21 protein-coding genes are annotated in these 22,948 nt (G+C 73.2%); 14 read left to right on the top strand and 7 right to left on the bottom strand.

Features of this window, described 5'->3' with window-relative positions:
• Positions 1–14: 14 nt before the first annotated feature.
• Both ACFVTC_RS12810 and ACFVTC_RS12805 read right to left on the bottom strand, forming a co-directional pair.
• Positions 15–644 carry a TetR/AcrR family transcriptional regulator gene (locus tag ACFVTC_RS12810; protein WP_390126601.1) on the bottom strand — a complete coding sequence of 210 codons (630 nt, stop codon included), beginning with the start codon at positions 642–644 and terminating at the stop codon, positions 15–17.
• A 170-nt stretch (positions 645–814) separates the two neighbouring features.
• Complete coding sequence (locus ACFVTC_RS12805; protein WP_390126600.1) at positions 815–1,945, bottom strand: TDT family transporter; 1,131 nt, start codon at positions 1,943–1,945, stop codon at positions 815–817.
• 70 nt (positions 1,946–2,015) lie between these two features.
• On the opposite strand from ACFVTC_RS12805, the gene ACFVTC_RS12800 reads away from it, so the two are divergent.
• A complete protein-coding gene (locus ACFVTC_RS12800; RefSeq protein WP_390126599.1) occupies positions 2,016–2,999 on the top strand; it encodes a LysR family transcriptional regulator in 984 nt (327 codons plus the stop codon).
• 426 nt (positions 3,000–3,425) lie between these two features.
• On the opposite strand, the gene ACFVTC_RS12795 is transcribed toward ACFVTC_RS12800, so the two are convergent.
• Complete coding sequence (locus ACFVTC_RS12795) at positions 3,426–4,109, bottom strand: gamma-glutamyl-gamma-aminobutyrate hydrolase family protein (protein ID WP_390126598.1); 684 nt, start codon at positions 4,107–4,109, stop codon at positions 3,426–3,428.
• A gap of 97 nt (positions 4,110–4,206) precedes the next feature.
• Positions 4,207–4,953, bottom strand: coding sequence for a FadR/GntR family transcriptional regulator (locus tag ACFVTC_RS12790; RefSeq protein WP_390126597.1), 747 nt, complete (start codon positions 4,951–4,953; stop codon positions 4,207–4,209).
• A gap of 77 nt (positions 4,954–5,030) precedes the next feature.
• Here ACFVTC_RS12790 and ACFVTC_RS12785 point away from each other — a divergent pair, with 77 nt between their 5' ends.
• The 5 genes from ACFVTC_RS12785 (at position 5,031) to ACFVTC_RS12765 (ending at position 10,923) form a co-directional block, all read left to right on the top strand.
• Complete coding sequence (locus ACFVTC_RS12785; protein WP_390126596.1) at positions 5,031–6,401, top strand: glutamine synthetase family protein; 1,371 nt, start codon at positions 5,031–5,033, stop codon at positions 6,399–6,401.
• An 8-nt stretch (positions 6,402–6,409) separates the two neighbouring features.
• Positions 6,410–7,816: an aldehyde dehydrogenase family protein gene (locus ACFVTC_RS12780; RefSeq protein WP_390126595.1), complete on the top strand. Its 1,407-nt coding sequence runs from the start codon at positions 6,410–6,412 to the stop codon at positions 7,814–7,816.
• Between the two features lie 65 nt (positions 7,817–7,881).
• Positions 7,882–8,649 (top strand): 3-oxoacyl-ACP reductase, encoded by a 768-nt coding sequence (locus ACFVTC_RS12775; protein WP_390126788.1) that lies wholly within the window; start codon positions 7,882–7,884, stop codon positions 8,647–8,649.
• 24 nt (positions 8,650–8,673) lie between these two features.
• On the top strand, positions 8,674–9,930 hold the full coding sequence (locus ACFVTC_RS12770; protein WP_390126594.1) for a haloacid dehalogenase-like hydrolase: 1,257 nt from the start codon (positions 8,674–8,676) through the stop codon (positions 9,928–9,930).
• A gap of 42 nt (positions 9,931–9,972) precedes the next feature.
• Positions 9,973–10,923, top strand: coding sequence for a DUF2510 domain-containing protein (locus ACFVTC_RS12765; protein ID WP_390126593.1), 951 nt, complete (start codon positions 9,973–9,975; stop codon positions 10,921–10,923).
• 67 nt (positions 10,924–10,990) lie between these two features.
• Here the strand turns inward: ACFVTC_RS12765 and ACFVTC_RS12760 are convergent, their stop codons facing one another.
• A complete protein-coding gene (locus ACFVTC_RS12760; protein ID WP_390126592.1) occupies positions 10,991–12,193 on the bottom strand; it encodes an amino acid deaminase/aldolase in 1,203 nt (400 codons plus the stop codon).
• Between the two features lie 1,646 nt (positions 12,194–13,839).
• Here ACFVTC_RS12760 and ACFVTC_RS12755 point away from each other — a divergent pair.
• On the top strand, positions 13,840–14,826 hold the full coding sequence (locus ACFVTC_RS12755) for a hypothetical protein (RefSeq protein ID WP_390126591.1): 987 nt from the start codon (positions 13,840–13,842) through the stop codon (positions 14,824–14,826).
• Positions 14,823–16,025 carry a type VII secretion-associated serine protease mycosin gene (gene mycP / locus ACFVTC_RS12750; RefSeq protein WP_390126590.1) on the top strand — a complete coding sequence of 401 codons (1,203 nt, stop codon included), beginning with the start codon at positions 14,823–14,825 and terminating at the stop codon, positions 16,023–16,025. The genes ACFVTC_RS12755 and mycP overlap by 4 nt, the downstream gene beginning before the upstream one ends.
• 34 nt (positions 16,026–16,059) lie before the next feature.
• Here mycP and ACFVTC_RS12745 read toward each other — a convergent pair whose 3' ends face one another.
• A complete protein-coding gene (locus ACFVTC_RS12745) occupies positions 16,060–17,022 on the bottom strand; it encodes a serine hydrolase (RefSeq protein WP_390126589.1) in 963 nt (320 codons plus the stop codon).
• A 149-nt stretch (positions 17,023–17,171) separates the two neighbouring features.
• Between ACFVTC_RS12745 and ACFVTC_RS12740 the strand changes: the two genes are divergently transcribed.
• Positions 17,172–17,903: an SseB family protein gene (locus ACFVTC_RS12740; protein ID WP_390126588.1), complete on the top strand. Its 732-nt coding sequence runs from the start codon at positions 17,172–17,174 to the stop codon at positions 17,901–17,903.
• Positions 17,904–17,906: 3 nt separating this feature from the next.
• On the opposite strand, the gene ACFVTC_RS12735 is transcribed toward ACFVTC_RS12740, so the two are convergent.
• A complete protein-coding gene (locus ACFVTC_RS12735; RefSeq protein ID WP_390126587.1) occupies positions 17,907–18,263 on the bottom strand; it encodes a DUF1844 domain-containing protein in 357 nt (118 codons plus the stop codon).
• 356 nt (positions 18,264–18,619) lie between these two features.
• Here ACFVTC_RS12735 and infC point away from each other — a divergent pair, with 356 nt between their 5' ends.
• From infC to ACFVTC_RS12710, 5 genes are all read left to right on the top strand, one after another.
• Entirely contained in the window at positions 18,620–19,357 is a 738-nt protein-coding gene (infC, locus tag ACFVTC_RS12730; protein WP_390126787.1) for a translation initiation factor IF-3, read from the top strand.
• Positions 19,358–19,511: 154 nt separating this feature from the next.
• Complete coding sequence (gene rpmI, locus ACFVTC_RS12725; protein ID WP_003947156.1) at positions 19,512–19,706, top strand: 50S ribosomal protein L35; 195 nt, start codon at positions 19,512–19,514, stop codon at positions 19,704–19,706.
• Between the two features lie 95 nt (positions 19,707–19,801).
• Positions 19,802–20,185, top strand: a complete 384-nt coding sequence (rplT, locus tag ACFVTC_RS12720) for a 50S ribosomal protein L20 (protein ID WP_054236131.1) — start codon at positions 19,802–19,804, stop codon at positions 20,183–20,185.
• 507 nt (positions 20,186–20,692) lie between these two features.
• On the top strand, positions 20,693–21,553 hold the full coding sequence (locus tag ACFVTC_RS12715) for a TrmH family RNA methyltransferase (RefSeq protein ID WP_390126586.1): 861 nt from the start codon (positions 20,693–20,695) through the stop codon (positions 21,551–21,553).
• A 92-nt stretch (positions 21,554–21,645) separates the two neighbouring features.
• Positions 21,646–22,833 carry an ATP-binding protein gene (locus tag ACFVTC_RS12710; RefSeq protein ID WP_390126585.1) on the top strand — a complete coding sequence of 396 codons (1,188 nt, stop codon included), beginning with the start codon at positions 21,646–21,648 and terminating at the stop codon, positions 22,831–22,833.
• Positions 22,834–22,948: the final 115 nt, after the last annotated feature.

Raw genomic sequence — 22,948 nt, 5'->3', positions numbered from 1 at the left:
ATTTTCCCTTGTGCTCACGTCGTCGTCCTCACGTCGTCCTCGTCGTCGCGGGCCGCTGGGACGACCGCTCGGGGCACTTCCTCGGCGACGCCGCCGTGCGCGGGACGGATCGCCCCGTAGAGAACGGAGTTGACGGTCGCCCGCAGCAGATCGGTCGCTGTCCAGTGGAGCTCGCGCGGCAACTGTGAAGTGACCAGCCGTTCCAATGCGCCTCGGGTGATCTCACCCAGCAGTTCGGGCGGCGCCGACAGGAGCCCTCGCAGGTGTGCCTCCCGGAACAGCTCGTCGAGCCGCCTGTAGACCACCGCGTCCATGCGCTGCCGCACGTCGTGGCGCAGCATCGCATCGCCCCGTCCCGTCGCGAGCTGAGCCGCGCCGATCCGTTCGAGTTCACCGCCTGCCGCGATCAGGAACTGCTCGACCCGCGCGTCGAACGGCTGTGCCTCCGCCTCCTCGACCGCCCGCAGTCTGCTCTCCACCGCCGCGAACTTCCGGTCCAGTACCTCGGCCAGCAGGGTGCGCTTGTCGGGAAAGTGCCGGTAGATGGTCTTCTTGCTCATCCCGAGCTCGCGCGCGAGGTCGTCCATGCTCACCCCCGCGAAACCCGAGGCGAAGAACAGTCGCCCAGCCGCTTCCGCGATCACGTCGGCACGCCGCCGATCCCGATCGGAAACTTCTGAGCCTCGTTGGGTTTCCATGGTTTCCCAGGTTGGGCTTCCGTCCTCGCGCTGTCAAGGCACGCCGACGTGGGCCGGCAGCCCGTCAGGAAACGCATGTCCTGCGCACGATGGAGGCCGGGGCGAGGGCCGGGAGGTCACTTGCGTGTGGGCGCCGCGAGCAGCGCCCCGCTGACCACGCCCTGGAGGGTGCGGACGGCGGCCACGGCGAAGGCGGCGACCAGGAGCGCGTACAGGGCGACGGCGAGCCGGTCGAAGGTGAGGAGACCCGTGTGCCGGGCCAGCGACTCGGCGCCGGTGACGCAGGTCCCCACCGGGAAGGTGAACGCCCACCACGTCATCGAGAACCCCATGCCCCGGCGGCGGGCCCGTGCCACCATCGCGGCCGCCAGTCCGAGCCACAGCAGCGCGAAGCCCATGACGGGGACCCCGTAGAGCACCGCCAGGAGGGCGAAGCCCTGGTCGTACGGGGCCGGTACGACCCCCGGCGCGAAGTCGGCGAACTTGCCGGTGGCGGTCGTGGACTGGCCGAGCGGACCGAGGACGAGGAACAGCGTGGGGGTGAGGGCGAGCGGCAGCGGCCCTCCGGTGAGGAGCCGGGCGAAGATCACCGGCAGCATCACGAAGGTGGCCAGCAGGCTGAGCCCGAAGAGCGCGAAGCAGCCGAGGAGCAGGGCCTCGCGGGCCTGCCCCGGCGGGAGGTGCGGGACCAGCAGCGGTCCGACGGCGGCGGAGACCATGGGCGCGACGAGGGGGAGCAGCCAGACGGGAGTGGCCTGGTCGGGCCGGATGCGGTGGTGCACGATCATCAGGTACGGGACGGCCAGGGCGGCGGCGAGGGCGGTCACCGTCCCCACTCCGAACAGCACGGCGTCCACGAGGACCGCGGCGGGTGTGCCGATCCAGTCCCGGCCGACGACGAGCGTGGCGCCGCCCACCGCCAGCAGAGCCATCGCGAGGCAGCCGTAGAAGGGGGCCATGGCCTGGTCGAGGAGGTGGGCGCGGGCCTGGTCGCGATGGTGCGTCCAGTGCAGGGCGCGGGCGCCGAGCAGGGTGACGAGCAGGACGGCCGAGAGCGCCCAGACGACGAGGCAGAAGGTCCGCAGACCCGGGAAGGTGCCGGGGAGGCCGGCTCCCGCGGTGGCCACGATCGCCGTGCCCATGACCGAGGCGTACCAGTTCGGGCCGAGATGGCGGACGGCGACGGCGCGCGGACGCCGGGTTCCGGCGGCGGCGAGCGGGAGGACGGAATGGGCTGCGGTGACCATGGCTCCACGGTCCCGTCGGTACGGGTTCCCCGCCAGGGAGTACGGGTCTATGGGGGCATAAGCTGGATTTATGGGTGCGAGCGCTGAGGAACCGGCCGGCGACAGGGCGGCGCGGGCCGGTGAGCCGGTCAGGGGCCGGGGCGCCGGTGAGCCCGCCGCGGCCGGGATCGCGCACCGGGTGCCCGATCTCGGGGCGCTGGAGCTGCTGCTCGCGGTGGCCCGGCTCGGGAGCCTCGGACGGGCCGCGCGGGAGCTGGGGATCACGCAGCCCGCGGCCAGCAGCCGGATCCGCTCGATGGAACGGCAGTTGGGCGTGGCGCTCGTCGACCGCTCGCCACGGGGTTCGCGTCTCACGGACGCAGGCGCGCTGGTCACGGACTGGGCGCGGCGGGTCGTGGAGGCGGCCGAGGCGTTCGACGCGGGGGCACAGGCGCTGCGGGACCGGCGCGACTCGCGGCTGCGGGTGGCGGCGAGCATGACGATCGCCGAGTACCTGCTGCCGGGCTGGCTGATCGCGCTGCGCGGGCAGCGCCCGGACACGGCGGTCTCCCTGCTCGCGGGCAATTCCACCGTCGTCGCGGAACGCCTCCTCACGGGCGAGGCGGACCTGGGTTTCGTGGAGGGGCTCTCGGTTCCCGCCGGGCTGGATTCGACGGTCATCGCGCACGACCGGCTGATCGTGGTGACGGCTCCGGGACACCCGTGGGCACGGCGCCGGGCGCCGCTGGAGGGCCCGGAGCTCGCGGCGACCCCGTTGATCCTTCGGGAGGAGGGCTCGGGTACGCGCCAGGTGCTCGACGCGGCGCTGGGGGGTCTGGCCAGGCCCCTGATCGAGCTGTCCTCGACGACCGCGGTCAAGGCCGCCGCGGTGAGCGGCGCGGGCCCCGCCGTCCTGAGCGAACTGGCCCTCGGTGAGGAACTCTCCACGCACCGTCTGGTGAGTGTCCCGCTCTCCGGTGTCGAGCTCCGCCGGGCCCTGCGGGCGGTCTGGCCCACGGGCCACCGCCCCACGGGCCCGGCACGCGACCTGCTGTCGCTGACGCGCGGGGTGTAGCACCCGGCTACCGCGTGGGGCCGCCGGCGGGGTGCGGAGTGGGGGCGGACGCGCGCGCCGGACGGTGCCGCTACGTGGACGCCACCGACCCCGGGCGGTCCGGGGAGTCGGGTTCGCGGGAGCGTCCGTACGGCGGTGGCTCGGGGCGGGGCTCGCTCCGGTGTGCCGGTGCGGCGGTGGCTCGGGGTGGGGCTCGCTCCGGTGTGCCGGTGCGGCGGTGGCTCGGGGTGGGGCTCGCTCCGGTGTGCCGGTGCGGCGGTGGCTCGGGGTGGGGCTCGCACGGGTGTGCCGGTGCGGCGGTGGCTCGGGGTGGGGCTCGCACGGGTGTGCCGGTGCGGCGGTGGCTCGGGTCGGGGCTCGCACGGGTGTGCCGGTGCGGCGGTGGCTCGGGTCGGGCTCGCACCAGTGCGCCCGTTCGGCGGTGGCTCAGGACGCGGCTCGCACCAGTGCGCGTACGACCCGGAGGTCCTCACCCATCTCCGGGTGCCACTGGACGCCCAGCACCCAGTCGGGGCGGGGGAGTTCGACCGCCTCGACCGTGCCGTCCGCGGCGTGCGCCGACGCAGTCAGGCCCTGGCCGAGACGCTCCACCGCCTGGTGGTGGTACGTCGGCACGGCGCAGGACTCCGGCGCGATCTCCGCGTACAGCGTGCCCGGCACGGGTGTCACGTCGTGCCGGCCGAAGACCCCGACGTCCTTCACATGGCCCTCGATGTGCTGGACCAGTGTGCCGCCGAGGGCGACGTTCAGGAGCTGCATGCCGCGGCAGATGCCCAGGAGCGGGGTTCCGGCGTCCAGCGCGGCCCGGATCAGGGCGAGTTCCCAGGCGTCGCGCCGGGGAGCCGGCGGACCCGTCCGCGGGGAGCGCTCGGCGTCGTAGTGGACCGGGTCGACGTCCGGGCCGCCCGCGACCACGAGCGCGTCGAGACGCGCGACCGCCGAGGCCGCCAGCGAGGGATCGTCCGGCGGCAGCAGCGCGGCGAGGCCCCCGGACCGCTGGACCAGCCGCGGATAGCCGGCCGGCAGCAGCACGGCCTCCAGTTCCCACACGCCCCAGCGCGCCCCGGACTCCAGATACGTGCTCACGCCGATCAGCGGTCTGCTGCCCACTCTGCGCTCCCTCTCGGATCCAATGGAACGGAATCATGCCTTTGGCAGGATGCTCTCACCCCGCGGAGCGGGCGGCCGGGCATCACGCGACCGGCGCTCACGCCAGGAAGCCCCGTAGCAGCGCGGCCGTTCCCGCGCAGTGCTCGCGCGTCATCTCCCGCGCCCCGTCCGCGTCCCCGTCGAGCACCGCCTCGACCAGCGCGGTGTGCTGACGCTGGGAATGCTCCAGGTTCCTCACCAGCAGCGGGATGCAGTCGAGCAGGTCGTTGACGGACGCGCGGACGGCCGCGTACTGGGCCGTCAGCGACGGGGAGCCGGCCAGCTCCGCGAGCGTGAGATGGAGCATCGTGTCCAGGCGCCGGTAGTCGGCGAGCGGCGCGTCGTGGGTGCGGGCGAGCGCCTCGCGCAGCCTGCCGGCCCGCTCGTCGTCGAGCCCGTGCGCGGCGCAGAGTCCGGCCGCCCCCACCTCCAGCACCTCCCGGAAGCGCAGCACGTCCTCGATGTCGACCCCGGCGATCCGGCGCCGCAGTTCGTCCTGGCCGGGTGCCGTGTCCTTCGGCCGGACGAACGTGCCGCCGTACCGGCCGCGCCGCGACTCGACGAGACCCTGGTCCTGCAGCACCTTCAGCACCTCGCGCAGGGTCACCCGGCTGATCCCGAGCCGCTCCGCCAGCTCCCGTTCGGAGGGCAGCCGTTCGCCGCCGGGCACCAGGCCGAGCCGGACCACCTGGAGGATCTGCTCCAGCGCCTCCTCGAAGCCGTTGCCCGCCCGCACCGGGCGCAGCACCGGCGCCAGCCCGTCCCCCGCGCTTCCCGGACCACGGTCAGGACCCGCCTGCGTCATCTGGTCGTGCCCCCTTCCCAAGCAATGGTATGCGGCAATACCTTATGGCTCTCGGCTGACCCAAGGAGGCTTTTCCGGTGGCAGACCGCACACCCCCGCTCACTGTCGAGGAACTGCGCGCCCTCGTCGCGGGCGGCGAGATCGACACCGTCGTCCTGGCCTTCCCCGACATGCAGGGACGCCTCCAGGGCAAGCGGTTCGCCGCGCGCTTCTTCCTGGAGGAGGTCCTCGAACACGGCACCGAGGGCTGCAACTACCTCCTCGCCGTCGACACCGAGATGAACACCGTCGACGGCTACGCCATGTCCTCGTGGGAGCGGGGCTACGGTGACTTCGCCATGCACCCCGACCCCGGCACCCTGCGCCGCGTCCCCTGGAACGCGGGGACCGCCCTGATCGTCGCCGACCTGGCCTGGAACGACGGTTCGCCGGTGGTGGCGGCCCCCCGCCAGATCCTGCGCCGCCAGCTCGACCGGCTCGCCGAACGGGGCCTGACCGCCCAGGTCGGCACCGAACTTGAGTTCATCGTCTTCAAGGACACCTACGAGCAGGCCTGGGACGCGCGCTACCGGGGCCTCACCCCGGCGAACCAGTACAACATCGACTACTCGGTGCTGGGGACCGGACGCATCGAGCCGCTGCTGCGCCGCATCCGCAACGAGATGCAGGCCGCGGGCCTCACCGTCGAGTCCGCCAAGGGCGAGTGCAACCCGGGCCAGCACGAGATCGCCTTCAAGTACGACGAGGCCCTCGTCACCTGCGACCAGCACGCCGTCTACAAGACGGGCGCCAAGGAGATCGCCTCGCAGGAGGGCGTCTCGCTCACCTTCATGGCGAAGTACGACGAGCGCGAGGGCAACTCCTGCCACATCCACCTCTCGCTCGCGGACGCCGACGGGACGAACGTGATGGCGGGCTCCGCCGAGGACCCCGGCGGCATGTCCGAGACCATGCGCCGGTTCCTCGCCGGACAGCTCGCCGCGCTCAGGGACTTCTCCCTCCTCTACGCGCCCAACATCAACTCGTACAAGCGCTTCCAGCCCGGCTCCTTCGCGCCGACCGCCGTCGCCTGGGGGTACGACAACCGCACCTGCTCGCTGCGTGTCGTCGGGCACGGCCGCTCGATGCGCTTCGAGAACCGGCTGCCCGGCGGTGACGTCAACCCGCACCTGGCCGTCGCCGGGCTCGTCGCGGCCGGCCTGTACGGCATCGAGCACAAGCTCGAACTGCCCGAGCCGTGCACGGGGAACGCGTACACCTCGGCGTACGAGCACGTGCCGGCCACCCTGCGCGAGGCCGCCGAGCTCTGGGAGAACAGTCCCATCGCGCGGGCCGCCTTCGGTGACGAGGTGGTCGCGCACTACCGCAACATGGCACGCGTCGAGCTGGAGGCATTCGACGCCGCGGTGACCGACTGGGAGCTGCGCCGCTCCTTCGAACGCATGTGAGGTCCTTCTTGTCGCACGAGTCGCACGAGTCGCAACTCCCCGCCGTCCATGAGCTCCACGTGCTCGACCCGGCCACCGAGGAGGTCGTCGCCACCGTCCCGGCCGCCACCGCGGCCGATGTGGACGCCGCCGTCCTGCGGGCGAGCAGGGCGCAGCTCCGGTGGGCCGCGCTGGCACCCGGCGACCGGGCCCGGCTTCTGCGCCGGTTCGCCGTCGTCGTCGACGAACACCGTGAGGAACTCGCCCGGCTGGAGGTCCGCGAGGCCGGGCACACCCTCGGCAACGCCCGCTGGGAGGCGGGCAACGTCCGCGATCTGCTCGACTACGCGGCCGGGGGAGTGGAACGGCTGACCGGCCGTCAGATCCCGGTCCCGGGCGGCCTCGACATCACCCTCCTCGAACCCCTCGGGGTCGTGGGCGTCATCGCGCCCTGGAACTTCCCGATGCCGATCGCGGCCTGGGGCACCGCCCCAGCGCTCGCGGCCGGCAACGCGGTCGTTCTCAAGCCCGCCGAGACGACCCCCCTGACCGCACTGCGGCTGGCCGAACTCGCCCTGGAAGCGGGTCTCCCGGAGCACCTCCTGCAGGTGCTCCCCGGAGCGGGCCCCGTCGCGGGCAACGCGCTGGTCGAACACCCAGGCGTCGCGAAGATCGTCTTCACTGGGTCCACGAGCGTGGGCAAACAAGTGTTGGCGAAGGGCGCGGCCCTCCTCAAACGCGTCACCCTGGAACTCGGCGGCAAGAGCCCCAACATCGTCTTCGCCGACGCCGACATCGAGGCCGCCGCGGCCGCCGCTCCCATGTCCTTCCTCGACAACTCCGGCCAGGACTGCTGCGCCCGCACCCGCATCCTCGTCCAGCGCTCCGTCTACGAACGCTTCCTCGGGCTCCTCGCCCCGGCGATCGAGGCCGTCGTCGTGGGCGACCCGTCCGACGAGACCACGCAGATGGGCCCGCTGATCTCGAGGGCGCAACTGGAGCGCGTCCGGTCGTACGTCCCCGCCGGCCTCCCCGGTATCCGCGGCAAGGCCCCCGAAGGCCCCGGCTTCTGGTTCCCGCCCACCGTCCTGACCGACGTCGAGCCGGACGCGCCGGTGGCCGTCGAGGAGGTCTTCGGCCCGGTCGCCGTGGTCCTGCCCTTCGAGGACGAGGCGGACGCGGTCCGGCTCGCCAACGCCACCGACTACGGCCTCGCCGGCTCCGTCTGGACCCGTGACGTCGGGCGGGCACTACGCGTCTCGGGAGCCGTCCGGGCCGGCAACCTCTCCGTCAACTCCCACTCCAGCGTCCGCTACTGGACCCCCTTCGGCGGCTTCAAGCAGTCGGGGATCGGCCGCGAGCTCGGCCCGGACGCGCTCACCGCCTTCACCGAAACCAAGAACGTCTTCATCAGCACGGAGGGCCCCGCACAGTGACCGAAGCCACCGCAGGTACCGAGGCCACCACAGGTACCGGAGCGACCGAAGCCACCGCAGGGAACATCTGCCGCCGCCTGGTCGGCCGTACCGCCGTCATCACCGGCGCGGCCAGCGGCATCGGACTCGCCACCGCCCGCCGGCTCGCCTCCGAGGGCGCCCACGTCGTCTGCGCGGACGTCGACGAGGTGCGCGGCAAGGCCGCCGCCGACGAGGTCGGCGGAATCTTCGTCAAGGTCGACGTCACCGACCCCGAGCAGGTCGAGGCGCTCTTCAAGGCGGCGCACGACACCTACGGCTCGGTCGACATCGCCTTCAACAACGCGGGCATCTCGCCGCCCGACGACGACTCCATCCTGGACACCGGCCTGGAGGCGTGGAAGCGCGTCCAGGAGGTCAACCTCACCTCCGTCTACCTCTGCTGCAAGGCCGCGATCCCCTACATGCGCCGCCAGGGCAGGGGCTCCATCATCAACACGGCGTCCTTCGTGGCCCGGATGGGAGCGGCGACCTCCCAGATCTCGTACACCGCCTCCAAGGGCGGCGTACTGGCCATGTCCCGCGAGCTGGGTGTGCAGTTCGCCCGCGAAGGCATCCGGGTCAACGCCCTGTGCCCCGGACCGGTCAACACCCCGCTCCTCCAGGAGCTGTTCGCCAAGGACCCCGAGCGCGCCGCACGCCGTCTCGTCCACATCCCGGTCGGCCGGTTCGCCGAGGCCGAGGAGATCGCCGCGGCGGTCGCCTTCCTCGCCAGCGACGACTCCTCCTTCGTGAACGCCTCCGACTTCCTGGTGGACGGAGGGATCTCGGGCGCGTACGTCACGCCCCTGTAGACCACGCCGGTGTATGCACGACCCATGCGATTCCGATCCGTCCGTGCCGCGCTCGTATGGGCCCTGGTCGCGGCCGCCACCCCGGCGGCCGCGGCCCCCGTCCCCGCCGGGCCCCGCCCCGACTGCCCGCGGCTCTCGGGGAGCTGGTACGGCGACAACCGCGCCCGCCTGCAACGTCTGATCGACACGCGGGGCACCTGCTCCGGGAGCGGGGACACCCCCGTCGCCGCGTTCGACTGGGACAACACGGTCACCAAGAACGACGTCACCGACGCCACCCTCGGCTGGATCCTGCGGCACGACGGGATCCTGCGCCCGGCGAGCTGGAGGGACACCAGCGAGTGGCTCACCGGCGCGGCCGACCGGGCCCTGACCCGCGCCTGCGGCACCGCCACCCCCGTGGGCTCTCCCCTCCCCACCTCGGCCGCCCCCCGCTGCGCCGACGAGATCCTGGAGATCCGGGAGAGCGGGCGGACCATGAGCGGCGCCGCCGCCTTCGCCGGGGACTGGAACCGCAGGCGCACCGTCCCCCAGTACGCCTGGGTGCCCCAGCTCCTCGCCGGCCACACCGTCGCCGAGCTGACCTCCTACGCCCGCCGTGCCCGTACCGAGGCCCTGGCCGCGCCCGTCGGCTCGACCCGCGCCGTGGGCACGCACACCCTCCCGGCGTACGTCCGGTACTACACCCGGCAGCGTGACCTGATCCGTACGCTCCAACGGGCCGGATTCGACGTCTACATCGTCTCGGCGGGCTCCGAACCGGTCACCGAGGTCTGGTCGCGCGGCGTCGGCGTCGACGCACGGCACACGATCGCCATCCGGTCGGTCCTCGACCGGCACGGGCGGATCACCCCCTGGAACCAGGGCTGCGGCGGCGTACCGGCGACCCGGGGCGAGGTCATCCCCTACATCGACGGCAAGCGCTGCTGGATCAACCAGGAGATCTACGGTGTCCACGGCGCCGGGGCCTGGCAGCGGCAGGGCCCGCGCCACCGCGTCGCACTCGCGGCCGGTGACGCCGACACCGACGTCACGTTCGTCGGGGACGCGACCGGTGCCCACCTCGTGCTCAACCGCAACAAGAGCGAACTCATGTGCCGGGCCTACGACGACGCCGACGGCCGCTGGCTGATCAACCCCATGTTCATCGAGCCGCTGCCGCGCAGGCCGCAGCCGTACCCGTGCTCGACGAGCGCCTACAACGCGACCGACGGCGGCAGGGAACCCGTCCGGAGGGGCGACGGTTCGGTCGTACCCGACCAGAAGGACACCGTCCACTGAGCACCATGTACTGATGTTCGGAGTGCGTCCTAGAGTGCCGGGATGAGCATGACGCCCCCGCCCGGCTGGTATCACGACCCGTCGTACCCGCTCGTCGAGCGCTGGTGGGACGGCACCGCGTGGACCGATCACCGCAGGCAACCCGGGACCCTCCCGGTGTCCCTCGCCCCACCGGAACCGGCCGGCCAGGGCCCCGGCCGGGCCAGGGCCGTGGCACTCGTCGCCGCCGGAACCGCCGGGGTCGTCCTGGTCGCCGCGATCGTCACGGGCGTCTTCGTCCTCGGCCGGAACGACGGCGGCGGAGGGGGCGCCGCGGCGGCACGCACCACACCGTCCGGCACGCCCTCCACACCTTCGGCCGCGCTCTCCCCCACCGGCGCCTCCTCCACCGCGCCGCGCTCCGCCGCACCGAGCTCCGGCGCCCCGTCCGTCGTCCTGGACGAGCTCAACGGCATTACGCTGCCGCTGCCCGGGGGCTGGGTCGCACCCAGCGACGTAGCCGAGGACGACGTCGTGATGACCACCCCCGGAACGTACGACTGCCCCGGCGACCCCGGCCTGTGCCGCCACGGCAGGGTCTCCTCGCGTACCGTCACGGCGAACGCCGAACGCTCCCCGAAGGCACTCGCCGAGCAGGACATCGAGGACGCCGCGAACAGCGTCTACGACCGTGACGTCCTCGGCGGCCACCCCTACCGCGGCATCACGTCCCACCGGCTGCTGAAGGCGGGCTCCGTCGCCGTCGCGGGCCGCGCCGGGTACCTGGTGCGCTGGCGGGTCAGGACCGGGGTGGGACCGGGCGGATACGTCGAGTCGCTGGCGTTCGCCTCCAGCGTGGGCTCGGAGTCTCCCGTCATCGTCCGCTTCGCCTTCGACGCCGGCGCGGAAGGACCGCCGCTCGCCGACATGGACCGCATCACCGAGGGGATCCGGCCGACGGGCGACACGGACGCCGGCGGGGGAGTGGGCAGCAGCATCGGCCCCTCCCGGTAGCGGCCCCGCGCCGCGCGCCTCAAGTGGCCCCGCGCCGCGCGCCTCAAGCTGCCCCGCGCCGCGCGCCTCAGAGGAAGGTCCGGCCCTCTCCGCGGTACGTCGGGACGGTCGCCGTCACCTCGTCACCCTCCACCAGGTGGAGCGCCTCGAACCGCTCGCACAGCTCCCCGGCCTTGGCGTGCCGGAACCACACCTTGTCACCGATGAGCAGGTCGTCCGCGGGGGAGCCGAGCAGCGGGGTCTGCACCTCGCCCGGCCCCTCCTGGGGGTCGTACCGCAGCCCTTCCGGAAGACAGGGGACCGGGAGCCGGTCGGCGCCCGGCGCCCCCGAGGCCGGATAGCCGCCGCCGAGCACCGTGACGACGCCGACGCCCGGACGGCGCACGACGGGCTGCGCGAAGAGCGCGGCGGGACGTCCGCTGAAGGACGTGTAGTTGTCGAACAGCCGGGGGACGTAGAGCCCGGAGCCGGCCGCGATCTCGGTCACCGCGTCCTCGGCGGCCGTCTGCTGCACACTGCCGGTGCCCCCGCCGTTGACGAACTCCAGGCCGGGCGCCACCGCCCGCACCGCGCGGACGACCTCGGCGCGCCGCCGCGTGAGCTCCTTGCGGGCGGTGGCCTGCATGAGCCTGACGGCGCGCGAGCGGAAGGGCCGCCCCGCGACGGAGTCGCCGACGCCCGCGATGTGGCCCTCGTACGCCATGATCCCCACCAGCTCGAAGCCGGGCCGGGCGGCGACGGTCCGCGCCATCTCCGCGACCTGCTCGGGCGAGTGCAGCGGCGAGCGCAGCGCCCCGACCCGGACCCGGCCGCCGAGCAGCTTGAGCGAGGTGTCCAACTCCAGGCAGACCCGCACGGTTTCGGTGCCGCCCCGACGGGCCTCGTCGATGAGGCGGAGCTGGGCGGGGTCGTCGACCATGACGGTGACGGCGGCGGCGAGCTTGGGATCACCGGTCAGCTCCGCGTACCCCGCTGTGTCCACCGACGGATAGGCGAGCAGGACGTCGTCGAAACCGGAGCGGGCCAGCCAGATCGACTCGGCGAGGGTGAAGGACATGATGCCCGCGAAGCCGTCCCGGGCGAGGACGCGTTCGAGCAGGGCGCGGCAGCGCACGGACTTGCTGGCGACCCGGATCGGCTTTCCGCCGGCCCTGCGGACGAGGTCGTCCGCGTTCGCGTCGAAGGCCTCCAGGTCCACGATCGCGAGGGGAGCGTCGAGGTGAGCGGTGGCCCGGTCGTAGCGGGCCCGGTCTGCGGCGCGGGCAGTCATGACCGAAGCCTGCCAGACTCGATTACCGCAGGGTAGGGGGACGTTCCGGGCAGATGCCCCGGGGTCTCGGACTGGTTCCCTCCAGGCCCACGTCAACCCGTAGAGTGACGCGAACGAGGGGCGAACGACCTTGTCCGGGCGGCGCCTGCCCGGGATGACGGTCCGTCGGTGCGGGTATGCGTGTCCCGTGACGGATGAGTCGCCGGGGTGGTCCCTTACGTACAGGTGGACGGCCCGGCGGACTCCGGGCCGGATCGGTTGCCCGGGCACGAGGAAACGGGGGGTGCATGAGCACGGAAGCGCGTCGCGCCTCCATCCCGCCGCGCCCGGCCGTTCCACCCCGCCCGGAACAGCCGCCCGCTACGGGCCGGTCCTCCGAGGGGGACCGCACTCCCGCGGGGACGGGGTCCTCCGCGTGGACGGGGTCCTCCGAAGGGACAGTGACGGACGAAGGCACAGTGCCGCACCGAGAGGCGGGGTCCCGCGCGGTCGAAGGCACCGCGGCGCATCGCCCGCCGGCCGCCCCGGCGTCCCGTCCGGAGAGGTCGTCCGGGCCGGGTGACGCGGGGTTCTTCCGACGCACGCCCCGAGACCGCCGCCCCGAGCACGACCCCGAGAGCTCCGCGCGCCCCGAGAGCCCCGGGAGCGGGGACACCGGGCCGTCCCGTCCGCCGTGGTCGCCGGAGCAGGGTGACGCGGGGTCCTTCCGGCCGGGGACTCCGTCCCGTGCGGTAACCCCGTCCGAGAACCCGGTAACCCCCTCCGAAAACCCGGGAACCCCGTCCGAGAACCGCGGTGGGCTCCCGCCCGGCTCGCAGCGGTCGCCGGAGCGAGGTGACGCGGGGTTCTTCCGGCCCGCGCGGCCGGGACGTTCCGAGCGTGCCTCCGGGAGCCAGGACGCCGCCCCGTTCCGGACCGAGCGGTTCCCGGAGCGGGCGGACACGGCGCCGCCCCGGCCGGCGACGCCCCCTCCTCCCGTGGCGGCCGACGTGCGCGGGGACGCGGGACCCGGCCGTCGGGTGGCCCCGCACGGGTCCGGGACCTCTCCCGCCGGAGGGGAAACGATGCCGCGGCCTCCGGCGGCCCCGCCGTGGTCCGAGCGGTCCCCCGAGACGGGGCCCGTCGTGCCGCCCCGCCCCGATCACCCTCCCACGGGCGCCACTTGGCGACCCCGTCCGGTGGAACCCGTCGGCGGTGAGCCCTGGTCGCTGCCCAGCCCCGGGGAACCGCCCCGGGCGACCGTCCCGCGCCCCGGCGGAGAGCCCCGGGGGCAGGCGCCGGGCGGCTCCGCCGTAGACAAGGCGCCCGACGTCGGTCGGACGCCGGCGTCCGCCGTCTCCGAGGACACCGGCCCGCACGCGGACGGCGGATCCCCCGTGCCGTCACGCCCCTTCCGGCCTTTCCCGGAGACGAAACCCTCCTCGGCGACCCCGGAATCCGCTGGGTCCTCCCCGGCGGAGACCTCGACCGCGTCAGCGTCCGCGCCGAGCGTCCCCCGTACCCCCGAACCGCCGCGCGCCCCGGCCCCGCACCACGAGACGGCCCACCCGCGTGTCCCCGGCCGCCGTACCGCTCCCACGAGCCCGCCCCCGCCCCCGGCCTCCGCCCGTTTCCCCGACGCGCCCCCCGCCACGCGGCGGTCCGGTGTGCCCGACGACGGGACCAAGGAGACGACCGGGCGGCCGCGGCCCGACCCGGGGGATGTGCCCGCCGAACCCCCCACCTCCGCGGGCCCCGCTCCGGGCACCGGACGCCCCTACGTGTCGTTCGCGGAACCCGAGACCGACAACGGCTTCGACTCCTTCGGCTCCTTCGACTCCTTCGACACCTATGACCCCCTCGACCAGGCCACCACGCGCTTGCGCACCGTCCCCGCCCGTACCCGCCCCCGGCTCGTCGCGGCCGCGGCCTGTCTCGTGCTCGGCCTCGGGCTCATCGGCGGTGCGGTGACCGGGAGTTGGCTCACCGGGGACAGCGCGGGCGCGGACGGCGCGCTCAGCTCGTTCGCCGCGGCAGGCGGCCTGTGGCACAGCGTGCCCGTGGACCAGCTCTTCCCGCCCACCGTCGACGGCCAGGGCGCCGGACCGGGCGGCGCCGACCGCACCTGGACCCGTGTCGCCGTCGCCCCGGACAGCGGTTGCGCCGACGCCTTCGACCCGCTCCTGCGCCAGGTCCTGGCCCCGGTCGGCTGCCTGCGGCTGCTGCGCGCCACCTACACCGACGTGACGCACAGTCAGATCACCACCGTGGGAATGCTGTTCACCGACGCGGACGCGGCGGCCATGACCTCTCTGAAGGCCCGCTTCCGGCAGCAGGGACTCGACCGGCGCACCGACCTGATGCCCCGTCCGTACGCCGTCGAGGGCACCGTCGCCGCCGGGTTCGGCGACGCCCAGCGCGCGTCCTGGACGGTGTCCGTCCTCACCGACGCCCCCGTCGTCGTCTACGCCGTCTCCGGCTTCGCCGACGGACGTGTCGTCACCGCCCCGCAGCCCGCCGCGGACGCCGTGAAGCCCGGTGTGACGACGGCCCCGGCCCAGGCCGGTCTCGGCAACGACGCGCAGGGCCTCGCCGACCGTGTCGAGCGAAGCCTGCGCAGCACCGTCGGCCCGGCCTCGGAGAAGCCGTCATGACCCGCATCCCCACCCGCCGGGCCGCACTCCTCGGTGTCCTGCTGGCCGCGTCCCTCACGCTGTCCCCGGCCACCACGGCGTACGCCGACGGCATACGGGCCCAGCAGTGGGCCCTCGACGCCATGCACACACAGCAGGCATGGCGCACGACGAAGGGCAGCGGCATCACCGTCGCGGTCCTCGACACGGGCGTCGACGACCAGCACCCCGACCTGGTCGGCAACATCCTCCCCGGCAAGGACATGGTCGGCTTCGGAGCGCACCGCGGGGAGCGCGCCTGGGCCCGGCACGGCACCGCCATGGCGGGGATCATCGCGGGCCACGGACACGGCGCGGGCAGGGGCGACGGCGTCCTCGGCATCGCCCCCGAGGCGAAGATCCTCCCCGTCCGCGTCATCCTCGAGGACGGCGACTCCTCCCGTACGAGAGCACGCAGCACCCGCGGCAACGCCCTCGCCGAGGGCATCCGCTGGGCCGCCGACCACGGCGCCGACGTCATCAACCTCTCCCTCGGCGACGACTCCAAGTCCGCGCACCCCGAGCCCACCGAGGACGCGGCCGTCCAGTATGCCCTGAAGAAGGGCGCCGTCGTGGTCGCCTCGGCGGGCAACGGCGGTGAGAAGGGCGACCACATCTCCTACCCGGCGGCCTACCCGGGCGTGATCGCCGCCGCGGCCGTCGACCGGTACGGCACCCACGCCTCGTTCTCCACCCGCCGCTGGTACGCCACCGTCAGCGCTCCCGGTGTCGACGTCGTCATCGCCGACCCGGACGACAGGTACTACGAGGGCTGGGGCACCAGCGCCGCCTCCGCCTTCGTCTCCGGCGCGGTCGCGCTCGTCAAGGCCGCCCACCCGGGCCTGTCCCCGGCGCAGATCAAGAAGCTCCTGGAGGACACCGCCCGCAACGCTCCCAGCGGCGGCCGTGACGACTCCCGCGGCTTCGGCTTCATCGACCCGGCGGCCGCCATCCGGGCGGCCGGGCGGCTCAAGGGGGAGGACCTGCACGCGGCGGCTTACGGCAGGAAGTACTTCGGCGCGGGCCCCGACGCACCCCGGGAGGACCACGATGCCTCCGGCTGGGTGGGCCCGGTCGCGGGCGGCGCCGGCGTGGTCCTGCTGGCCGCGGCGGTGCTGCTGTGGAGAAGCCGCGGGACCGGGGCGCCGCTCCGGGGACCGGGGCGCCGCTCCAGGGGCTGAGGCACCCCTCCGGGGAGAGCGCCGCTCCGCGGACTCAGGTGGCGGAGAACGCGGAGACCGCCGCCCGCGCCGCCGCCTCCACCAGCGAGATCCCCCGCGCCTTGGTCGCGTTGCCGTCGGACAGGGCCGCCACCAGATAGTCGTGGCCGCCGGCGGTGATCCGCCCGATGCTGTTGACGTCCCACAGCCCGGTCGTGCTGCGCGGCAGCCACCCGTTCTTCAGGGCCCACCCGGAGCCGTCGGCCGCGGCCGAGACCCCCCACCGCTGGTCGGCGGCGATCTCGCCCATGAGCCCCTGGAGATACGTCCGCGAGGCCCCGGTGAGCTGCGAGTCGTCCCCGAACACCTGCTGGAGCAGGGTCAGTTGGTCGGCGGCCGTGGTCCGGGTCAGCCCCCACAGCGCGCCGTCCCCGCCTTCGGTGCCGTGCAGGCCGAAGCGGTCGTTCGCCGCGTCGAGACCGTCCGCCCGCCCGATGGCGTCCCACAGGGCGGACGCGGACGCGTTGTCACTGTTCGCGATCATCGCGGTGGCGTACGTCCTCTCCTGAGCCGTCAGGCGCCGGTCCGCGTCCTGCGCCTGGAGCAACAGCGTCGCCAGGATGTCGACCTTGACGATGCTCGCGGTGCCGAAGCTTCCGCCGCCGTACGCGGCGCTCCCACCGGAGTCCAGGCCGAGCACCGCGACCGACACCCTGGCGCCGGGCGCCACGGTCACGGCCCGCATCCCCTTGGCGAGCAGCGCGGCGCGGTCCACCGAGGGCTCCGTGACGGGTTCCACCGATGTCTCCCCGCTGGTCGGTTCCGATGCCGCCGGCGCCGCGCCGGACGCCGCCGAGGAGGAGGATACGAGGCCACCGCCGTCGTGCGCCTGTGCCTTCACGTAGACGGTCCCGGCCGCCGTACCGCCCACGAGCACGGCGGAGGCGACCGCAGCGCAGAGGAGGGTCCTGTGTCCGGAGGGGCGGGTGCGCCGCCGACGAGCTCGGTGAGGGGCCATCCGGCGATGCTCGGCGTCCCGGCTGTGCGCGGCGTCGGCCGAGCGTGAAAGCCGTGTCAGCGAGAGCTGAGAATCGGGTGAGAGCCGTCACCACCGGGTTTCCGGGGCCGCACCAGCGCGGCGGCATCCCCCCGATAGGGTCGGGGACCGTGGCGAACAAGAACATTCCCGACTCCGGCTTCCCCGACGACGACGGCTCCGCCGATCCCCGGCTGAGCGCGGCGCTCGCGGCCTGGGCCGAGGACCGCACCGCCGTCGGGCAGGTCCTGGAGGCGCTCGAGGGCGCCCGGCTGCTGGTGCCCGTCGTGGCCGTCCTCGGCGAGGTGGAGGAGGACGAGGACGGACTGCGTCACGAGAAGACCAGCGACATGGCGGTGCCGACCCTGAGGGCCGGAGGCCGTACGGCCCTGCCCGCCTTCACGTCCACCGGGACGCTGGCCCGCTGGGACCCCGCGGCGCGCCCGGTCGCCGTACCCCTGCACCAGGCACTGCGGGCCGCGGCGCACGAGAAGGCCGACACGGTCGTGCTCGATCTGGCCGGCCCCGTCACCTTCGAGCTGACCGGCTCCGCGCTGCTGGCCCTCGCCGAGGGGCGCACGACGGCTGACCCGCTCGCCGATCCCGCCGTGGTGGAGGCGGTACGCGCCGCGGTGGCCGCCGAGCCCGCCGTCGTGCGCGCCCACCTCGGCCCCGGCCGCGCGGACGGCACGCTCGCGCTCGTCCTGGACGCGTCCGCGACACCCGCCGAGGCCGCCCACGCGGTCGCGGGGCGGCTCGCCGCCGACGAGACGCTGAGGGCCCGCCTGGTGCGCGGTCTCGACCTGGCACTGCTGCCGGCCGGGACGACGCCACCGGGCGAGCCCTTGTACGTACGTTCGTAGGGACTAGCCGTAGACGGGGCCCGTGTACTTCTCGCCCGGACCCTGGCCGGGCTCGTCCGGGACGATGGACGCCTCGCGGAACGCCAGCTGGAGCGACTTCAGGCCGTCGCGCAGCGGGGACGCGTGGAAGGAGCTGATCTCGGTGGCGCTCGCGTCGAGCAGCCCGGCCAGCGCGTGGATCAGCTTGCGGGCCTCGTCGAGGTCCTTGTACTTGTCGCCCTCCTCGGTCAGACCGAGCTTCACGGCGGCGGCGCTCATCAGGTTGACCGCGACCGTCACGAGGACCTCGACCGCGGGGACCTCGGCGATGTCGCGGGTCATGCTGTCGAAGTCGGGGTTCTGGGGAGGGGTGTCACTCATGCCCCACACGATAGGTCCCGGGCGGTTCCCGGCCCCAGTTGGCCTCGGTTAGCCGATATCGGCCCAAGCTGCTAACCTTGTGTAACGACCGGCCGAACATGTAAGTGCTCGGCCCACAAGTGGAGGCTCCGATCTCCCACCTGACTGTCCTCCGGGACGGCAGGTCACCCGGTCAGACGGCCACCACCGTTCCGTACGGACGGTGGAGTCGTCCGAAAGTGCGCCCCGCGGTTGACCGCGGCGGTGCTCCGGTAATTCATGGAGCCCCGCCTGTGTCCCGTCCGGGGCATTTTTCATGTGCCGCGGCGGTTGGTCCATTGTCATCAGAGACATACGCGGCTGTCCGCCAGACCGCCGTGTGGTGCTACCGAGGAGGATCCATCAGCACCGAGCCCCGCATCAACGACCGGATTCGCGTTCCCGAAGTGCGACTTGTCGGTCCCAGCGGCGAGCAGGTCGGGATTGTTCCGCTTGCCAAGGCCCTGGAGCTTGCGCAGGAGTACGACCTCGACCTGGTCGAGGTGGCGGCGAGCGCACGCCCGCCGGTCTGCAAGCTCATGGACTACGGGAAGTTCAAGTACGAGTCGGCCATGAAGGCCCGTGAGGCGCGCAAGAACCAGGCGCACACGGTCATCAAGGAAATGAAGCTCCGGCCGAAGATCGACCCGCACGACTACGACACCAAAAAGGGTCACGTCGTCCGGTTCCTCAAGCAGGGCGACAAGGTCAAGATCACGATCATGTTCCGCGGTCGCGAGCAGTCCCGGCCGGAGCTCGGCTACCGACTGCTCCAGCGTCTGGCTTCGGACGTCGAGGACCTCGGGTTCGTCGAGTCGAACCCGAAGCAGGACGGCCGAAACATGATCATGGTTCTCGGTCCGCACAAGAAGAAGACCGAGGCGATGGCCGAGGCCCGTGAGGCCCAGGCGGCTCGCAAGGCCGAGGCGAAGGCCAACCCCGGTCGCTCGCAGAACGCCGCCGACGGTGAGATCGACGACATCGAGGGCGAGACCACCGAGGGCGAGATCGCCGAAGGTGAGATCACCGAGGCCGAGACCGCCGAGGCTCCGGCCGAGGCTTCCGCCGAGGCCTGATCCCAGGGCGAAGGCTCCGGGGAGTCCGGGACGAGAGTCCGGGACCTCCCGGGAGACGAGTCAGGGGATGCCAACCGATACACACATGACGTTCCATCGTGCCCGGTTTCGCGACCGGGCACCGGAACGCCACTGACGAGGAGAGAACGGCGCTATGCCGAAGAACAAGTCGCACAGCGGTGCCAGCAAGCGCTTCAAGATCACCGGCTCCGGCAAGGTGCTCCGTGAGCGCGCCGGCAAGCGCCACCTGCTCGAGCACAAGTCGTCCCGTCTGACGCGGCGCCTGACAGGCAACGCCGAGATGGCCCCGGGCGACGCCAAGAAGATCAAGAAGCTTCTCGGCAAGTGACGTACCGGCGCCTCGCCGCCGTACGTCAGGACCGGGACCCAATCGAATTCGGGCCGTGTGACCACCACCGCGGCCCCGCTACAAGGAGTTAACAAGTGGCACGCGTCAAGCGGGCAGTCAACGCCCACAAGAAGCGCCGGGCGATCCTCGAAGCCGCCAGCGGTTACCGGGGTCAGCGTTCGCGTCTGTACCGCAAGGCCAAGGAGCAGGTCACCCACTCCCTGGTCTACAACTACAACGACCGCAAGAAGCGCAAGGGCGACTTCCGTCAGCTGTGGATCCAGCGCATCAACGCCGCTGCCCGCGCCAACGGCATCACCTACAACCGCTTCATCCAGGGTCTGAAGGCCGCGAACATCGAGGTCGACCGCAAGATCCTGGCGGAGCTGGCCGTGAACGACGCCGGCGCGTTCGCCGCGCTCGTCGAGGTCGCGCAGAAGGCGCTGCCCTCGGACGTCAACGCGCCGAAGGCCGCGTGACGCTCGTACTGGCCTGAGCCGGACGTACCTGTGGACCCGCTTGCCTCACGGCTTGCGGGTCCCTGTGCGTTCGCGCTCCGCGGGTTCGGCTGCGGAGACGTGCCGTCCGCCCCACGGGGTGCCCTCGGTTCTCCGACGGCCGTGGTTCGGTGCGCGGTTCCTCGGCGCGTGGATCCTCGATACGGGGCTCCTGCGCACGCGGTTCCATGCACGCGGCTCTTGGGTACGCGGTTCCATGCACGCGGCTCTTGGGTACGCGAACCCGCACCGGGACCGGCCAGAGGGACCCGCCACCGGGACCGGCCACAGGCAGCGGCCCGCGCGGCCGGGACCCAAGGCCGCGTGGGTGGATGCCGGGTCGCCCGTCGTCCGGTCGTCCGGTCACCGCGCCGCCGGGCCACCCGTCCGCCCGCACCGGTGCCGGCCGCGGCCTGTCCCCCCCCGGGGCCCGCGGGCCCGCAGCACGGACCGTCGTTCCACCCTTCGCAGACCCCCTGAGGTGACCCCATGCCCGCCGCCCCCGTCGAGCTGATCTCCCCGCGGTCGCCCCGCGTATCCGCCGCGCGGCGGCTGGCCCGGCGGAACTTCCGGGGCAAGGAGCGGCTGTTCCTCGCCGAGGGCCCGCAGGCGGTGCGCGAGGCGGCGGCGCACCGCGCCGACGCGGCCCCCACGCTCGTCGAACTGTTCGCCACCCCCGAAGCCGCGGAGCGCTACGCCGACATCGTCGGGAGCGCCCGTGAGGCCGGCGCCCGTGTGCACCTCGCCGACGAGGACGTGATCGCCGACATCTCGACGACCGTCACCCCTCAGGGCCTCGTCGGCATCTGCCGGTTCCTCGACACCCCGTTCGAGGAGATCCTCGCGGCGCGGCCCAGGCTCGTCGCCGTCCTCGCCCACGTCCGCGACCCGGGGAACGCCGGCACCGTGCTGCGGTGCGCGGACGCCGCGGGTGCCGAGGCCGTCGTCCTCACCGACGCCTCCGTCGACCTGTACAACCCCAAGGCCGTACGGGCCTCCGTGGGGTCCCTGTTCCACCTGCCCGTCGCCGTCGGCGTCCCCGTCGAGGACGCCGTACGGGGTCTGAAGGCCGCCGGTGTGCGGATCCTCGCCGCGGACGGCGCGGGGCAGGACGACCTCGACGACGAGCTGGACCAGGGGACCATGGGCGGGCCCACCGCCTGGGTGTTCGGCAACGAGGCGTGGGGGCTCCCGGAGGAGACGCGCGCGCTGGCCGACGCCGTCGTGCGCGTTCCCATCCACGGAAAGGCCGAGAGTCTGAACCTGGCGACCGCCGCCGCCGTATGTCTCTACGCGTCCGCCCGTGCACAGCGTGCCTCCGGAGGGTGCCGCTCCGTCACTGACGGCTAGTAGGGTGACGGGCTCGGGGGACCTCCCCCAAGCTCTCGGCTTCGCTCGAGCAGGGAGGTGCCCCACCGCCAGACGAGAGGTGGGATACGGGGATGGGTGTCGGCACGAGCGGTGCGAACAGCGCACTGCGCGCACGGGACGTGCGCGACACGCCCGCGCCCCGGGGCGAGGAGCAACTCGGAGCCGACCTAGGTGTCGATCCCGACGACCTGCCCGACGGACTCGTCGTCGCCGACGAGCACGGCCGGGTGATCGCCTTCAACGCCGCCGCCGCGCGCATCACCGCGGTCCCCGCCGCCGAGGCCCTCGGACGACAGCTGGACGCGGCCCTCCCGCTCGAGGACCTCGAAGGCCGCCGATGGTGGCAGCTGACCGACCCCTACGGCGGGCTCGCGATCCGCGTCGGCCAGCCCGAACGCAACCTGCTGCTGCCCGGCGGCCGCGAGGTCCTGGTCTGCGCGCGGTACGTCCGGGGCCGGCCCACCGGGCCCGTCCGCCGGGTCGTCGTCTCGCTGCGCGACACCGAGGCCCGTCGCCGCACCGAGCGCAGCCACGCCGAACTGATCGCCACGGTCGCCCACGAACTCCGCTCCCCGCTCACCTCCGTCAAGGGCTTCACGGCCACGCTGCTCGCCAAGTGGGAACGCTTCACCGACGACCAGAAGAAGCTGATGCTGGAGACGGTGGACGCGGACGCCGACCGGGTCACCCGCCTCATCGCCGAACTGCTCGACATCTCCCGCATCGACTCCGGGCGTCTCGAAGTGCGCCGCCAGCCCGTCGACATAGGCGCGGCCGTCGGCCGCCACATCCAGGCCTACGTCACCTCGGGCCAGCCCGCCGACCGTTTCCTGCTGCGCATCGAACAGCCGCTGCCCCCGCTGTGGGCCGACCCGGACAAGATCGACCAGGTGCTCAGCAACCTGCTGGAAAATGCGGTGCGCCACGGCGAGGGAACCGTCACCATCGACATCACGCCCTCGGCGTCCCCGCGGGAGCGGGGAGACGACGCGACGGCGGCAACCGCCGCGAGCGCCGCACACGCCGCCACCTCGGTGACCGTGAGCGACGAGGGCACCGGCATCCCGGAGGAATCCATGAACCGCGTCTTCACCCGCTTCTGGCGGGGCAGCAAGCGCGGCGGCACGGGTCTCGGGCTGTACATCGTCAAGGGAATCGTCGAAGCCCACGGCGGGACGATCACGGTCGGCCGCGCCCCCGGCGGCGGCGCCGAGTTCCGATTTACGTTGCCCGTGAGCACCCCGGCGTATCTGCTGTAACGCCGACGAGGGCCCACGGGCGCACACACAGGGGAGCCCCGGCCGGGACGCGCAGTCCGGCGCGGCCTCCCACCCCCGTTAGACTCGGCCTTTGGCACCTTTGCGTCCCCGTTTC

This window comes from Streptomyces sp. NPDC057950, from assembly GCF_042887295.1.
GTDB lineage: Bacteria > Actinomycetota > Actinomycetes > Streptomycetales > Streptomycetaceae > Streptomyces > Streptomyces kaempferi.
The sequence above is the reverse complement of the archived record's forward strand: the minus strand, read 5'-3'. Positions and strand labels throughout refer to the sequence as shown.